The sequence below is a fragment of the Sinomonas atrocyanea genome, assembly GCF_030811715.1.
Classification (GTDB): domain Bacteria; phylum Actinomycetota; class Actinomycetes; order Actinomycetales; family Micrococcaceae; genus Sinomonas; species Sinomonas atrocyanea_A.
The window spans coordinates 75,345-90,553 of the sequence record NZ_JAUSRH010000002.1 but is presented as its reverse complement, the minus strand read 5'-3'; the positions used below and the strand labels follow the sequence as shown (position 1 = coordinate 90,553).

At 71.0% G+C, this 15,209-nt stretch carries 14 protein-coding genes; 7 read left to right on the top strand and 7 right to left on the bottom strand.

The window, feature by feature from the left end:
* Positions 1–26 precede the first annotated feature (26 nt).
* The 6 genes from purU to J2W21_RS03315 all read right to left on the bottom strand — a co-directional run bounded on the left by purU (position 27) and on the right by J2W21_RS03315 (position 7,091).
* The gene (gene purU / locus J2W21_RS03340; RefSeq protein WP_307113097.1) at positions 27–899 is read right to left on the bottom strand and encodes a formyltetrahydrofolate deformylase; all 873 of its coding nucleotides are present in this window, start codon (positions 897–899) and stop codon (positions 27–29) included.
* 5 nt (positions 900–904) lie between these two features.
* Positions 905–1,792 (bottom strand): methylenetetrahydrofolate reductase, encoded by an 888-nt coding sequence (locus tag J2W21_RS03335; protein WP_373423057.1) that lies wholly within the window; start codon positions 1,790–1,792, stop codon positions 905–907.
* Positions 1,793–2,001: 209 nt separating this feature from the next.
* Positions 2,002–3,504 carry an aldehyde dehydrogenase family protein gene (locus J2W21_RS03330; RefSeq protein ID WP_307113096.1) on the bottom strand — a complete coding sequence of 501 codons (1,503 nt, stop codon included), beginning with the start codon at positions 3,502–3,504 and terminating at the stop codon, positions 2,002–2,004.
* Between the two features lie 46 nt (positions 3,505–3,550).
* On the bottom strand, positions 3,551–4,504 hold the full coding sequence (locus J2W21_RS03325; RefSeq protein WP_307113095.1) for a VOC family protein: 954 nt from the start codon (positions 4,502–4,504) through the stop codon (positions 3,551–3,553).
* 36 nt (positions 4,505–4,540) lie between these two features.
* Positions 4,541–5,698 (bottom strand): 4-oxalomesaconate tautomerase, encoded by a 1,158-nt coding sequence (locus J2W21_RS03320; RefSeq protein ID WP_307113094.1) that lies wholly within the window; start codon positions 5,696–5,698, stop codon positions 4,541–4,543.
* A complete protein-coding gene (locus J2W21_RS03315) occupies positions 5,685–7,091 on the bottom strand; it encodes an aminomethyl transferase family protein (protein ID WP_307113093.1) in 1,407 nt (468 codons plus the stop codon). The genes J2W21_RS03320 and J2W21_RS03315 overlap by 14 nt, the downstream gene beginning before the upstream one ends.
* A 184-nt stretch (positions 7,092–7,275) precedes the next feature.
* Between J2W21_RS03315 and ligM the strand changes: the two genes are divergently transcribed.
* A complete protein-coding gene (gene ligM, locus J2W21_RS03310) occupies positions 7,276–8,691 on the top strand; it encodes a vanillate/3-O-methylgallate O-demethylase (protein WP_307113092.1) in 1,416 nt (471 codons plus the stop codon).
* A gap of 43 nt (positions 8,692–8,734) precedes the next feature.
* On the opposite strand, the gene J2W21_RS03305 is transcribed toward ligM, so the two are convergent.
* Positions 8,735–9,445: a GntR family transcriptional regulator gene (locus tag J2W21_RS03305; RefSeq protein WP_307113091.1), complete on the bottom strand. Its 711-nt coding sequence runs from the start codon at positions 9,443–9,445 to the stop codon at positions 8,735–8,737.
* A gap of 87 nt (positions 9,446–9,532) precedes the next feature.
* Here J2W21_RS03305 and J2W21_RS03300 point away from each other — a divergent pair, with 87 nt between their 5' ends.
* The 6 genes from J2W21_RS03300 (at position 9,533) to J2W21_RS03275 (ending at position 15,196) form a co-directional block, all read left to right on the top strand.
* Positions 9,533–10,324, top strand: coding sequence for a DUF1932 domain-containing protein (locus tag J2W21_RS03300; RefSeq protein WP_307113090.1), 792 nt, complete (start codon positions 9,533–9,535; stop codon positions 10,322–10,324).
* 89 nt (positions 10,325–10,413) lie between these two features.
* On the top strand, positions 10,414–11,196 hold the full coding sequence (locus J2W21_RS03295) for an ABC transporter ATP-binding protein (RefSeq protein ID WP_307113089.1): 783 nt from the start codon (positions 10,414–10,416) through the stop codon (positions 11,194–11,196).
* Positions 11,183–11,893, top strand: coding sequence for an ABC transporter ATP-binding protein (locus J2W21_RS03290; protein WP_307113088.1), 711 nt, complete (start codon positions 11,183–11,185; stop codon positions 11,891–11,893). The genes J2W21_RS03295 and J2W21_RS03290 overlap by 14 nt, the downstream gene beginning before the upstream one ends.
* Positions 11,894–11,898: 5 nt before the next feature.
* The gene (locus tag J2W21_RS03285; RefSeq protein WP_307113087.1) at positions 11,899–12,780 is read left to right on the top strand and encodes a branched-chain amino acid ABC transporter permease; all 882 of its coding nucleotides are present in this window, start codon (positions 11,899–11,901) and stop codon (positions 12,778–12,780) included.
* On the top strand, positions 12,780–13,943 hold the full coding sequence (locus J2W21_RS03280) for a branched-chain amino acid ABC transporter permease (RefSeq protein ID WP_307113086.1): 1,164 nt from the start codon (positions 12,780–12,782) through the stop codon (positions 13,941–13,943). Before J2W21_RS03285 ends, J2W21_RS03280 begins: the two co-directional genes overlap by 1 nt.
* Entirely contained in the window at positions 13,940–15,196 is a 1,257-nt protein-coding gene (locus tag J2W21_RS03275; RefSeq protein ID WP_307113085.1) for an ABC transporter substrate-binding protein, read from the top strand. The genes J2W21_RS03280 and J2W21_RS03275 overlap by 4 nt, the downstream gene beginning before the upstream one ends.
* The last annotated feature ends 13 nt before the right edge of the window (positions 15,197–15,209 follow it).

Below are 15,209 nucleotides of genomic sequence, written 5' to 3'. Positions count from 1 at the left end.
TCTTCGGAAGGGTCTTGGGGGTTGGGTCAGAAGACGATGGTCTGGTTGCCGTGCCGGATCACGCGGTCCTCGGCGTGCCACTGCACGGCCCGGGAGAGCACGGCGCGCTCCACGTAGGCTCCGCGGGCCTGGAGGTCGGCAGCCGTGTGGGCGTGCGTGGCGCGGGCGACGTCCTGCTCGATGATGGGCCCCTCGTCGAGGTCCTTGGTCACGTAGTGGGCCGTCGCGCCGATGAGCTTAACGCCGCGTTCCTTGGCCTTGCGGTACGGCGCGGCCCCGATGAACGCCGGCAGGAACGAGTGGTGGATGTTGATCAGCGGGACCCCGACCCGGTCGAGGAAGTCGGCCGAGATGATCTGCATGTACCGGGCGAGGACCACGAAGTCGACGTTGCCGGCCACGAGCTTGAGGATCTCCTCCTCCGCGGCGGCCTTGTCCGGGCCGGCGGAGGGGACATGGAAGAACGGGATGCCGAACGAGCGCACGTCCTCGGCGGTGTTCGTGTGGTTGGAGATCACCATGGGGATCGTCACGGGCAGCTCGCCGCGCCGGTGCCGCCACAGGAGTTCGAGGAGGCAGTGGTCGGAGGTCGAGGCCATGATGGCCATGCGCTTGGGGACGGACAGGCCCGTGAGCTTCCACTGCATGTCCAGCGGGCCCAGGGTCGCGGCGAGGTCCGCCTCGAGGTCCGGCATCGCGACCGCGAGGTCGGGCCGGATGAACTCGACCCGCTGGAAGAAGTCTCCGCCGGTGGGGTCGGTGGAGTACTGGTCGAGCGTGACGATGTTGCCCTGGTTGCGGGTCACGAGCGCCGCCACGGCCGCCACGATGCCTGGCTTGTCGGGGCCGTGCACGATCAGGCAGGCCCTGTCCTTCCGGGCCTCGGTGTGCAGTGCCATGACGCCTAGGACCGTTCGGCGGTGAAGGTGCGCACCCAGTCGGCGGTCGCCTTGAGCCCGCCGAACGTGTAGAAGTGCAGGCCGACCTTGCCCGGGATTCCCGGGTGCGGCCACGCGTCCGTGAGCGCCGAGGCGAGGTCGTCGACGAAGTGCTCCGGGCCTGCCTCACCGAGCAGGTTGGTGAGGGAGAAGCCGTACTTCTTCACGATCATGGCGTTGGCGCCCACCCCGAAGCGCCGCGCGAAGCCCAGGAGGCGCTTGATGCCCGCGGGGCCGGGGGTGCCCACCCGGATCGGGGCCTCGATGCCCTTGGCCCGCACACCCGCGATCCACTCGGCGACCGGCTCGGTGTCGAAGGCGAACTGGGTGAGGATGACGGCGCCGAGGCCCTGGTCCTTCAGGGCCGCGGCCTTGTCCTCGAGGGCCCGGGCGAGCGTCTCCTTCGAGATGTCCGGGTGTCCCTCTGGGTAGCCGCCGATGCCGACCTCGCGCACCCCGTACTGCTGGAGCACGCCGCTGGAGATCACGGCGAGCGAGTCCTCGTATGGGCCCTCCGGGACGGACGGGTCGCCGCCGACGGTGAAGACGTGCTCGGCCGCGCCGACCTCCTGGAGGCGGCCGAGGAACTCCTCGAGCTCGCCCTGGGACTTGAGCCGCCGGGCGGAGATGTGCGGCACGGGCGTGAACCCGTGCTCGCGGACGGCCTTCGCCGCCGCGACCCGCATCTGAAGGTCCTCGTTGCCGAGGAAGGTGATGTTGATCCGCGTCCCGGGCGGGATGTGGTCCTTGGCCTCGAGCAGGCCCGGCACGTCCTTGCCGGTCATCTCGAGCGAGAAGTTGTCGATCAGCTGCAGCGATGCTTCGCGGTTCGCCGCCGGTGCGCTCTTTGCCACGTTCCGGACTCCTTTCGCCTCGGGCGCCACGTTGCGTCCTGTGTCGAATCTAACTATCTCCATAGGGAATGTCCATAGGTATCTGGCACAGAATTCTCCGGGACCGAGGCGGTCTGCCGCACTTCCTCGGGACGGCAGCAGAGAGGACCGGAGGCTGCCCCGCCGCAGTCGGCGACGGCGGCCTCCGGTCCTCTGGTCCACGGTGCCCGTCAGCCGGCCGCGAGGGCGTCCGGGTCGAGGTGGGCCACCGAGCGGGTGTCCTGGAAGGCCCGTACGCCCTCGATCCCCTGCTCGCGGCCCAGCCCCGACTGCTTCATGCCGCCGAACGGGGCGCGCAGGTCGAGCCGGGTGGCGCCGTGGTCGTTGACCCACACATACCCGCACACGAGCTGGCGGGCGATCCGGTCCGCGTGCGCGGGGTCCGCGGACCACACCGAGCCGCACAGGCCTGCCCAGGTGTCGTTGGCGGCCCTGACGGCCTCCTCCTCGGTGTCGAACGGCAGGATCGGGATCACCGGGCCGAACTGCTCGTGGGTGACCACGCGCAGCGCCGGATCCGGGTCGATCACGAGCGCGGGGCGCAGGAAGTTGCCGCCGGCCAGCTCGGGGTCGGTGGGCAGCGTGCCGAACTCCCGCACGTCGGCGCCCGAGGCCTTGGCCTCCTCGATGAGCTCGGCCACGAACGCCTTCTGCACGGGCGAGTGCAGCGGCCCCATGGTGGTGCCCTCGTCGAGGCCGTACCCGATCACGGCCTTCTCGAGGCGCGCGGACAGGCCCGAGACCACCTCGTCCATCCGCGACCGGTGCACATAGACGCGCTTGGCGTTCATGCAGATCTGCCCAGTGGTGTCGAAGATGGCCGCGTACAGGCGGTCCAGCTCGGCGTCGTCCAGGGTCGCGTCCTCGAGGATCACGGCGGGGTCGTTGCCGCCGAGCTCGAGCGTGACCCGGGTGAGGGACCCCGAGGCCATCTCCATGATCTTCTTGCCGCCCGCGACGCTGCCGGTGAAGCAGACCTTCGCGATGTCCGGGCTCGTGATGAGCGCGGACATCTCCGCGTCCTTCCCGGTGACCACATTGAGCACGCCCGGCGGGAGCTTCTCCGCGATGCGCTGGACCACCCGGGTCGTGGCCAGCGGAGTGGTGGGCGGCGGCTTCACGATCGCCGTGTTGCCGGCCAGGAGCGCGTGCGGAAGCGAGGCGCCGAGGATCGCGATAGGCCAGTTGAACGGGACGATCACGGTGACGACCCCGAGCGGCTGGTACCCGACCGTCGTGGTCACCGGGATGCCGGGGGCGGGCGCCAGGACGGTCGCCGCGTCGACCTGGTCGGCGAGCGCGAGGGCGAGGTTCCAGCGGATCTCGAAGACGAGGGAGTCGTCCCACGCCTCGAGCCGGACCTTGCCGTTCTCCTGGGACAGGATCGCGGCGTCCTCGTCCCGGGCCTCGGCGATGCCCTCGATCGCAGTGCGCATGCGCTCGGCCCGCTCGGCCGCCCCGAGCGCGCTCCAGCCCGGGTAGGCGGCCTTGGCTGCGGCGATCGCGTCGTCGACGTCGGCCGCGCTCGCGGCGGCCGCGTGGCCGACGACGGTCCCCGGCTTCCCGGGGTCCGCCACCTCGAGCGTCGCGGCGGCCTGGCGTTCGGCGCCGCCGATGTACAGCCCCGTGGTGACGGGCGCCGCGGGGGCTGCCTGGTCCAGTGTCTCGGTCATGGTCTCCACACTCCTTCGTGCGGTGGTGGTGGGTACTTCTAGGGTGTCACTGCCGGACCACGGGTGTCCCGTGGGTGTGGAACGTCTCGATGGTCTTCATGCCCCAGGCCTGGCCCTTCTTGCGCTCCTCCTGGCTCCACTCGACCACGGGCGAGTCGGGGTCGAGCAGGAGGCGGGCACCGGCGTTGGCGAACTCGATGCGGTTGCCGCCCGGCTCCCAGACGTAGAGGAAGAAGGTCTGGTTGATGGCGTGCTTGTGCGGGCCGGACTCGATGTGGATGCCGTTCTCGAGGAAGATGTCCGCGGCCTTGAGGATGTCCTCGCGGGTGTCCGGGGCGAAGGCGAGGTGGTGGAGCCGGTTGCCGTGCTTGAGCCAGTCGTCGGAGTACACGATGTCGTAGGACTTGTTGTTGAAGTGGAACCACCAGGCCGCGTACCCGCCGTCGTCGAGCCTGATCCGCTCGGACTCGCGCCCGCGCAGCGCCTTCGCGACGAACTCGCCGTTGGCCACGACGTCCTTGGCGAGGTAGTTGATGTGGTCCAGCCGGCGGGCGTTGACGCCGCGGCCGGGGAACCGGGAGGCTTGGTTCTTCAGGGCCGGCCTGTCGTCCGTGGCCTCGTAGCGCTCGGTGTCGTAGTAGATCCCCATCTCGTGCCCGTCCGGGTCCCGGAACGTGAAGGTCCGCCCGGTGCCGACCTCGCCGTCCTCCCACCCCATGCCCATCCCCATCTCCTCGATGGCCTGCACGCGCCGGTCGAGGGCCTCGGCGCTCGTGGTGCGGAACGTGGTGCGGCCCACGCCGGCGTCGTCGGACGCGGTGAGCTTGATCGTGTAGAGCTGGTACTCGTCCCACGTGCGCAGGTAGACGGAGCCCCCGGCCTCGGCGACCACCCGCATGGCGAGCAGGTCCTGGAAGAACCACAGGCTCTTCTCGAACGTCGGGGTGAGGAGCTCGACGTTGCCCAGGTGGGCCACATCGAACGAGGTGTAGTCGGTCATTGCTGTCCTCTTTCGTGCTGCGGGCGCGTGGTGCTGCTACAGGCGGGGGCGCGGGAAGACGCGCCCGTCGAAGATCTTCCGGGCGGTGCGCAGGGCCGCCGAGCGGACGACGGCGAGCCCCCCGGCGGCGCTCCTCCCGCCGGCGGCCGCGTCGGCGGCGCCGGTCCCCGCAGCCCCCGCAGCGCCGGCAGGTGCGAGGGCGACGTCGACGTCGAAGTGCCCGGTGGGATGCTCGATCCGGAACGGGGCGCCCTCCTCGGGCAGGGCCGCGAGGCCGTGGCCCACGGATCCGGGCGCGAGCACGCCGGCCGCGGCGGTGAGCGCCCCGAGCACACCGATCGAGGTGTGCACGCGCACGGGCAGGAAGCTGCGGGTGGAGACCGCTCCCCCGGCGCACGGCGCGGAGAGCAGCACGAGCTTGGGCACGGTCGTGCCGCTCACGTCCCCCATCCCCATGAGCTCGGCCGCGGCGGCCCGGATCTTCGCGAGCCTGGCGGCCAGGCCGGCGTCGGCCTCGAGGTCCGCCGGCGCCTCGTCGCCCCGCACGCCGAGGTCCGCCGCGCGCAGCAGGACGCTGGGCATGCCGTTGTCCACGCAGGTCACCTCGACCCCCTCGACTGTGTCGAGGACGCTGCCGGTCGGGAACAGGGCCCCGGTCGAGGAGCCGGCGGTGTCCTCGAAGTCGAGCGAGATGGCGCCCGCGGTGCCCGGCACGCCGTCGATCGCGAGGTCGCCGTCGTAGTCCACGGCGCTGCCCGGGGTCGCGAAGCGCGCGGTGGCGATGCTGCCGCTGTTGACCATGCGGATACGCACCTCGGTGCGCTCGGGGCCTGCCGGGACGAGGCCGCGCTCCACGGCGAAGGGGCCCACCCCGGCCAGGAGGTTGCCGCAGTTCTGCCGGTCGGTCACGAACGCCTCGTCCACGCCGAGCTGGAGGAAGAGGTAGTCGACCTCCGCCGAGCCGGTGCCGCTGCCTCCGCGGTCGGGCGAGGGCGAGACGACGGCGACCTTGCTCGTGAGCGGGTGGGCACCGCCGAGGCCGTCGATCTGCCGGGGGTCCGGGGTGCCCATGATGCGCAGGAGGAGTTCGTCGCGTTCGGCCGGGTCCGCGGGCAGGTCGGAGGCGAGGAAGTAGGCGCCCTTGGAGGTGCCGCCGCGCATCAGGAGGCAGGGGATCCCCTCAGGCGTTGGCACGGTACACGGTCCTCGCGAACTCGTGGTACGGCGCGGGGGCGACCGTGGCGCGGATGCGGACCTGGCGGTGGTCGGCGTCGACCGCGGCCTTGCGGGAGATGGGGTCCTCGCCCCAGACCACCTCCACCTCGGCGCCGTCGGGGATGTCGGCGTCCAGCGTGGCGAGGGACATGTAGAGCTGGTCGTAGGCGACGTAGCCGGCGTCGGTGGAGATGCCCGCGCGGCGGCCAGCGTGGATGACCTCGTCCATCTGGAACAGGCCGTACCGGGCCTTGGGGAAATCGAGGTACTTGGCCGGGGTGCCGGGCTCCAGCTGGGACCGCACCACGGCGGCGACGTCCTCGGCGTCCCAGATCAGCGTGACCTTGCGGCGGCGCTGGTTCTCCGCGTGCCGCTCGAGGGCCTCGCGCCCGTGGAAGTCGTGGTCGAACCGCACCGACCTGCCCAGTCCGAGGTCGTACGGGGTCATGTAGTAGTCGTGCACGTCCTCGGAGTACAGGGAGCCGCCGATCGAGCCCGCGCGGGCGGCGGGAAGCCACGCGCGGTACTCCGCGAGGTCGTCGTCGAAGATCGCCGGGAACGGGGTGGGCACCCAGCCGGACTCGAGGGGCGAGGCCGAGTAGGCCTTGGCCCCCACGCGGCGGATGCCGAACTCCTCCCCGGCCTCCATGAGGGCGTCCAGCACGGTCTCGTGGTCCTCCCACGGCCCGTAGAACTCGAAGCCGGGCTGGCCGGCCATGCCGTGGCGGAGGGCCCTGACCGGCCGCCCCGCGATCTGGACGTCGCCGATGTGGAAGAACTTGATCTCCGGGATGGGGCCGGCGAAGACCTTCTCCATGACCTCGTTGGCGCGCGGGCCCTGCAGCTCGTAGCGGTAGAACGTGGGCGGGCCCTGGCGCATGTGGGAGTTGGCCTCGAGGCGGTGGTGCACGTCCTTGCCGGCCGCCGCGGCCTTCTCGACGTTGAAGCGGACCCAGTCGATGAGCAGGTGGTGGCCGATCAGCACGAGCCCCTCGGGGGCGTCCTCGTTGTAGAAGAGGATGCCGTCGCCGATGAGGTAGCCGCCCTGGTTGACCGCGATGAGCTGCTTGGCCACGCCCGGACGGAAGCTGCCGAACGTGTTCGGCGAGATCGAGGACAGCAGCGGGATGAGGTCCGCGCCGCCGAGGAAGAGCTGGGTCATGTGGTGCGACTGGTCCATGAGGGCCACGGTCGTGTTCCAGGCCCGCTGCTCGTCGCGCCAGTTCGTGAACTCGGGCGCCACCGGGAACGTGAACGCGGGCCAGTCCTGGTTGCGGAGCAGTTCGACGGGGCTGCCCACGCGGGCGATCGCCTCCGCTAGGGACTCGGTGGCGGCCCGCTGCCCGGTGCCTGCCAGTGATTCTGCGGTCATCGTCGACCCTTCCCTTCGCGCGTGTCCGCCGGGCCCGGACGGGCCCCGGAGGGGGTGTCCTGCCAGACAACCACGGGCCTAGCCTCCGGTCAAGGTATCGAATACATTATTGTCACCAATCGCGTCGTCAGTGCTGCGGCCCCTTCCTGTCGGAAGCACTCGTCGAGACCGAAGGAGAGAACCCATGGCTGAGAAGAACCTCCAAGAAGTGCTCGATGCGGCCGGAGGCACGCCGCAGAGCACGGTCGAACACCTGCGCAACTCCCAGCTCGGCACGTACATCTACCCAGTGGTCCCGGCCGAGTTCACCAACTGGCGCCGCGAGCAGAAGGCCTGGCGCGAGGCCGCGGTGCTCTATGACCAGTCGCACCACATGGTGAACTTCTTCCTCAAGGGCCCCGACGCGCTGCGGCTCCTGTCCGACACCGGCATCAACAGCTTCGCCAGCTTCCCCGTCGACACGGCCAAGCAGTTCGTCCCGGTCGCCTCGAACGGTGGGGTGATCGGGGACGGCATCCTCTTCCATGAGGCCGAGGACGAGTACGTGTTCGTGGGCCGCGCCCCGGTGGCCAACTGGCTCCAGTTCCACGCGGAGACCGGCGGGTACAACGTCGAGTACACCTACGACGACCGCTCCCCGTCGCGCCCCTACGGGCAGGCCGTCTCCCGCGAGTACTACCGGTTCCAGATCCAGGGCCCGAACGCGTGGCAGATCATCGAGAAGCTCGCCGGCGGGCCGGTCGAGAAGGTCAAGTTCTTCCACATGGGCCACATGGAGATCGCCGGGAGCCGGGTCCGGACCCTGCGCCACGGCATGGCCGGCGCACCCGGCCTGGAGATCTGGGGGCCCTACGAGGAGCACGGGCGCATCCGCGACGCCGTCCTGTCCGCCGGGTCCGAGTTCGGGATCGAGCCATGCGGTTCCCGGGCCTACTCCTCCAATACCCTCGAGTCCGGCTGGATCCCGTCGCCGCTGCCGGCGATCTACACCGGCGAGGCCGAGCGCGCCTACCGCGAGTGGCTCCCCGCGGACGGGTACGAGGCGATCAATGCGCTCGCGGGATCCTTCGTCTCGGCGGACATCGCGGACTACTACCTCAACCCGTGGGAGCTCGGCTACGGCTCGTTCGTCAAGTTCGACCACGACTTCATCGGCCGCGAAGCCCTCGAGAAGCTCGACCCGGCCGCCCAGCGCAAGAAGGTCACCCTCGCTTGGAACGACGAGGACCTCGCGGCCATCTGGGCGTCCTTCCTCGACCGCGACCGGCCCGGCTACCAGTTCTTCGACCTGCCGAACGCGAACTACGGCTCGTCCAACTACGACTCGGTCGTGGACGCGGACGGCACCGTGGTGGGGCTGTCGCTGTTCACCGGGGTCACCGCGAACGAGCGGCGCGGCCTCTCGCTCGCCACCGTGGACCCGAACGTCGAGCTCGGCACGGAGCTGCGAGTGGTGTGGGGCGAGCCCGACGGCGGCTCCCGCAAGACCACGGTGGAGCCGCACGAGCAGTTCGCCGTGCGCGCCGTGGTGAGCCCGGCGCCGTACTCCGTCACCGCGCGGACCGAGTACCACGGTGGCTGGCGGACCGCGACGTCCTGACGCGGTCCCGGAGGGTCGGGCTGCAGGGCGGCCCGCGGGGCGATCAGGCAGTCGCCTCGCGGGCCGCGACCTCGCGGAGGGCCTCGATGACACTGAGCAGGTGGGCCCGCACGGCGCGCTCGGCGCCCTCGGGATCGCGCGCCAGGATCGCGTCGATGATGGCGGCGTGCTCGAGCACTGAGACCTTGGCCCGGGCCGGGCGGGACGAGAGCCTGAACTGGTGCCGCACGCTCTGGGCGTGCAGCCGGGCCAGCACGTCGGAGGCCGTGGCGTGGTGGCTGAGCTCGCGCACCCAGACATCGAGCGCCCGGTTCAGGCGCGAGTACTCGACGAGGTCGCCCTCCTCCACGGAGGCCACCATGTCCGCCCGCAGCCGGGAGAACTCCGCCGCCTGCTCGTCGGTGAGGTGCTCGGCGACCTTCGCGGCGCACAGGCCCTCGACGCCGATGCGCACCTCGAGGATCTCGATCGCCTCGTCCACCGAGATGGCCCGCACGCGCGAGCCCTTGTTCGGCAGCCGCTCCACGAGCCCTTCCCCGGCGAGCTCGAGCAGCGCGGTGCGCACCGTGGCACGGCTCGCGGAGAAGGCCGCGCTCAGGTCGGCCTCGATGAGCCGCTGGTTCGGCGCGTACTCGCCGCGGACGATCGCGTCCCGGATCTGGTCCGTTACCCGCGCCTGGGCCCCGCCCTCGGAGGACGCGCCGACGGCGGGCAGCGCGGCCGCCGTCGCCTCGTTCGCCGCTGCTGCCGCCATGGTCCGCTCGCTTCCTGGAGAGCCCTCGCGGCCCGGACGGAGCCGCGATATTGTCTACAATCTTAGAACCAATCGCGGGAGGACCGCATGCGCATCGCCGTCCTGGGCCTCGGTGAGGCCGGAACCATCTATGCGAGCGACCTTGCCGCCCGCGGCGCGCACGTCGCCGCCGCCGACCCCCGCGCCGCCGCCGCGCCGCCCGGCGTCGTGCTCGCCCCGAGCGTGGGCGACGCCGTCCGCGGCGCCGGCCTCGTGCTGAGCCTCGTCGGCGGCCGGGCGGCCTCCGCGGCCCTGGGCGAGGCGCTGCCCGCGATGACGCGGGACGCGCTCTTCGCCGACCTCAACACGGCTGGTCCCGAGGAGAAGCGCCGCCTCGCACAGCAGGCGGCCGAGGCGGGGGTCCGCTTCGCCGACGTCGCGGTACTCGCGCCTGTCCCCCGGGCCCGGATCGCCACGCCGCTGCTCGTCAGCGGCCCCGGCGAGGCCGCGCTCATCCCCCAGCTTGCCGCGCTGGGCATCCCCGCCACCGGGGCCGGCCCCGAGCCGGGCGCCGCCGCGGGCCTCAAGCTCCTGCGCAGCGTGTTCATGAAGGGCCTCGCCGCCACCATCCTCGAGGCGGTGACGGCCGCGGGCGCCGTCGGCGCGGCCGACTGGGTCACCGGCCAGATCGCCGCGGAGCTCGGTCCGGGCGGGCCTGCCCTGGTCCAGCGCCTGCTCGAGGGCACCCGCCGGCATGCGGCGCGGCGCGAGGAGGAGATGCGCGAGGTGCGCTCCTATCTGGACGCGCTCGGGTGCGCCCACCCCATGACGGACGCCACCATCGAGTGGCTCCACGCGGTGTCCGCCGAGGCGCCGCCATCCGGCATCCAAAATCGTTGACAATCTCGTCTCCGATCCGTAGCTTCAATCCCAAGCGGCTGTGACCCACCCCACAGGCCGCGGCAATGACGCACAACGGAGGTACGCCGATGGCAGCACGCCTGAGCCTGAGCGACGTGAACCTGCACTTCGGCGGCGTCAAGGTGCTCCAGGACGTGAGCTTCGACGTGGAGCCCGGCACCATCTTCGGCCTCGTGGGGCCCAACGGAGCCGGGAAGACCTCGCTCTTCAACTGCATCAGCGGCCACTACCGGCCGAGCTCCGGGTCGATCACCATCGACGGCGCCGAGGCCGTGGGGCGCGCCCCCTCGCACCTGGCCCGGATCGGCCTCTCCCGCACGTTCCAGCACCCCGCCCTCCAGCTGCGCGCCACCGTGCTGGAGAACGTGGTCCTCGGCGGCCACACCCGACTGCCTGGCGGCCCGCTCTCCTGGGCCCTCGGGCTGCCGTTCACCGGCAGGGCAGAGCGGGCCATGCGCGCCGAGGCGCTGGCGCTCCTCGACCGCGCGGGCCTCGCGTGGGCCGCAGACCGGCCCGCGGACGAGCTCTCGCACGGGCTGCACAAGGGCATCGAGCTGTGGCGGGCCCTCCTGGCCCGGCCCTCGCTGCTCCTGCTCGACGAGCCGGCGGCCGGGCTCTCCCACGGCGAAGTCGAGCAGCTGATCGCCACCGTGAAGCAGGTGCGCGACGAGCAGGACATCACGATCGTCATCGTCGAGCACCACATGGGCCTCATCTCCGCGCTCACGGACAGGGTGGTGGTGCTGGACCACGGCCGCAAGCTCATGGAGGGCACCGCTGCCGAGGCGCAGGCGGACCCGCGGGTGATCGAGGCCTACATCGGGAAGGACGCGGCCGATGACGCTGCTTGAGCTCGACGGCGTCACCGCCTCCTACGGCCCGGTCCAGGTGCTCGAGGGCGTCTCTCTCTCCGTGCCCGAGGGCGGCGCGGTCGGCGTCCTCGGAGCGAACGGCGCTGGCAAGACCACCACGCTGCGCGCCATCAGCGGCACCGTCCGCACCGGCGGCACCATCCGGTTCGCGGGCCGGGACATCCGCGGACTGCGGCCCGACCAGGTCGCCGCGCTCGGGATCGCGCACGTTCCCGAGGGCCGCGGCACGCTCGCCCAGCTCAGCGTGCGCGAGAACCTCGCCGTGGGCGCGTACCTGCGCAAGGACCGCCGGCAGATCGAGAAGGACATCGACTACTGCCTCGAGCTGTTCCCGAACCTCCGCAACCGCATCGGCTCGCGGGCCGCGGCGCTCTCCGGGGGCGAGCAGCAGATGCTCGCCGTGGGCCGGGCGTTCATGGCCAAGCCCAAGCTCCTCCTGCTCGACGAGGCCTCGCTGGGCCTCGCGCCCAGCACGGCGAAGACGGTCTACGAGGCCATCCGCCGGCTCCGCGTCGAATCGGGCATCGCGATGCTCGTGGTCGAGCAGAATGCCAACCTCGCGTTCTCCCTCGTCGACACCGCGACGGTGCTCGAGACGGGGCGGACAGTGCTGACCGGGACCTCTTCCGAGCTCAAGGGCATGGACGAGATCCGCCGCGCCTACCTGGGGGGCTGAACCCGATGGAGACCTTCATCCAGCTCGTGGTCGACGGCCTCTCGACCGGCTCGATCTACGCGGCCCTCGCCCTCGCGATCGTGCTCGTGAACCAGGCGACCGGCCTGATCAACTTCGCCCAGGGCGGCCTCGCCGTCCTCTCCGCCTACATCGCGTACGCGTTCGTGCAGGCCGGGCTGCCGCTCCTGGCCGCAGTGCTCCTGGCGATCGTCCTCTCGTTCTGCCTCGGCGCCCTCGTCGAGCGGTTCCTGATGCGCCGGTTCGAGCGCGGCGACCCGGACACGGCCGTCGTCGTCACCATCGGCCTGCTCACCCTCGTCACGGGCATCGTCGCGGTGCTGTGGGGCTACAACAACCTCCAGTTCCCCTCGCTGTTCCCGCTCACGAGCGTCAACATCCTCGGTGCGGCGGTCAGCGTCCGCTCGCTCGCCACCACGGTGACGATCGTGGCGATCATGGTCCTCCTGCAGGTGCTGTTCATGCGCACCAAGCTTGGGCTCGCGCTGCGGGCCGTGGCGGACAACCCCGCCTCGTCCGCGCTCTCGGGCCTGCCCGTGGGCCGGCTGCTCATGGTCGGCTGGGGACTCGCGGCCGCGCTCGGCGCGGTGGCCGGCTCGCTCGTCGGGCCGCAGCTGACGCTGACCCCCGGGATGCTCGACGGCGCGCTGGTCTACGCGCTCGCCGCCGTGATCCTCGGCGGGCTGGACAGCCCGATCGGGGCGGTGGCCGCGGCCTGGGGCATCGGGGTGCTCGAGAACCTCGTCGCCGTCTACGTCCCGCTGATCGGCCACGACCTCAAGATCGCCGTGCCGTTCGCGCTGATCTTCGTGATCCTGGTCCTCCGTCCCCAAGGCCTGTTCGGCAGGAAGGTCGTGGTGAGGGTCTGATGGGCGCAGCACTGAAGTCCCGGGGGGCACGGATCGGCGTCGCCGTCCTGGTCGTCGTCCTCCTCGTCGCGGCCCCGCTGTTCCTTCCCCCGATTGCCAACCAGACCCTCGTGCGGATCGGCGTGTACGCCGTGGCCGTGCTCGGGCTGAACATCGTCATGGGCTACACGGGCCAGGTCAACCTCGGGCAGATCTTCTTCGTGGGGCTGGGCGCCTACGTCACCGCCTACGGCGTCACGCACGGCTGGAACATCGTGCTCGTGTTCGTGGCGGCCGCCGTCATCACCGGGATCGTGGGGCTGCTCGTGGCCCTCGCCGCCGCGCGCCTGGGCGGCCTCGCGATCGCGATGGTCACCATCGCCCTGCCGATCGTGGGCGTCCCGCTGGCCAAGCGGCTCGACACCTTCACCGGCGGGTCCCAGGGCACCTCGGCGATCTTCTCGAACGCCCCGGACTTCTCCGGGCTGTTCAACGACCAGTGGCAGTACTACATCGTCCTGCTCGTGGCCGGCGTCGGATTCCTCCTCGCGCGGCGGCTCGTGCGCGGGAAGTACGGGCGCGCGTTCGCCGTGGTGAAGGGCAACGAGTCGGTGGCGGCCTCGATGGGCGTCTCCCCCTACTGGACCAAGGTGCTCGCGTTCACCATCGCCTCGGTGTTCGGCGGGGCGAGCGGCTTCCTCTACATGGCGGCGGTCCAGTACACCTCCCCCGAGACGCTCAGCTTCGGCCACTCCATCAGCCTCCTCGCCGCCATGGTGATCGGCGGGGCGGGCAGCATCATCGGCTCGCTGATCGGCGGGGCCTACTACATCCTCGTGCCGCAGCTGACCAACGCGATCGACCCGAACCTGACCACCGTCAGCCAGGGCGTCATCCTCCTCGCGGTGCTCTTCCTGCTGCCCGATGGGCTCGTGAGCCTGCCCCGCGTCCTGAGGCGGCTCGCCCGCCGCGGCACCGCATCCCGCGCAGGCGGCACCGCCGCCACTGCAGGCGGTACCCCGGCCACGGTGGGAGTCGCCGCACAGGCGGAGACCACCCCCTCCACCGCCAAGCACCGCTCCACGGCAACGGGGACTCCCCCGCAGAACTCTCCCGCGCAGGTTCCGACCCCGGACGCGGCGCCGGAGGCACCCGAGAAAACAGAGAGGCACGGTCGATCATGAACGTTCGGAAAGGGACACGGGGGCTCCTCGGCGCCGTCGCGATGGCGTCGGTCCTTGCGCTCTCGCTGACAGGATGCCGAGGCAGCGCGCAGAGCGGCAGCGGGGGCACCGCGGCATCGCCCGGCATCACCGACACGAGCATCACGCTCGGCATCACCACCCCGCTCAGCGGCGCCACCGCCGGCCCGGGCACCTGCACCGTCGCGGGCGTCAAGGCGTACTTCGGCGCGAAGAACGCCGAGGGCGGCGTCAAGTTCGGCGACGGCAAGACCCGCAAGGTGGACATCAAGACGTACGACGACGCCTACGATCCGCAGAAGTCGCTCTCCAACTTCCAGCAGATGGTCTCGGACAACGTCTTCGCCGAGGGCGTGGGGCTGGGGACGCCGACCAACCGCGCGTTCCGCGAGGCCGCCATCAGCCAGAAGGTGCCCCAGGTCCTCGTCATGACGGGCGATCCGATCTTCAGCGACCAGAAGCAGAGCCCGTGGCAGCTCGGTCTCGTCCCGGCCTATCAGAACGAGGGCGGGGCGTTCGGCAAGCTGCTGGCCTCCTCCGGCGGCACGCACAAGGTCGCGATCCTCTCCCAGAACGACGACTACGGCAAGGGCTACGTCTCCGGCTTCAAGGATGCGATCAAGGGCGCCTCGAACATCAGCGTGGTCGGCGAGCAGACCTATGAGGCCACGGACACGTCGGTGGACGCGCAGATCACCCAGCTGGCCGCGACGGGCGCGGACGTGTTCTTCAACGCCATGTCCATCACCCCGCTGACCATCGCGACCCTGCAGAAGGCCCAGCAGATCGGCTGGAAGCCCAGCTGGTTCCTGCCCTCGAACACCTCGAGCCCCACGGCCATCCTGGCCCCGGGCGGCGCCTCGGCCTACCCCGGCATCTACTCGGTGGCCTTCGCCAAGGCCCCGCAGAGCCCGGAGTTCGCCAAGGACGACGACGTGGTCAAGTTCCTCTCCGACCTCAAGCAGTACGCGAACTACCAGGGCATGCCCGCGTTCCCGCACTGCATGTGGAGCTACATCGCCGGGGCCACACTCGAGCAGGCGTTCGGGAAGATGACCGAACCGACGCGCGACTCCTTCATGAAGGCCCTGCGGGACATCAAGGGCTTCAACGCCCCGCTCATGCTCAAGGGCACCGCGGTGGACACGACCATGGACGGCCAGCCGGCCATCTCCTCGGTGCTCGTCCAGAAGTACAACGGCAAGGGCTACGCTACGGCCTCGAACTTCGGCTGACGGGCACCCGCCG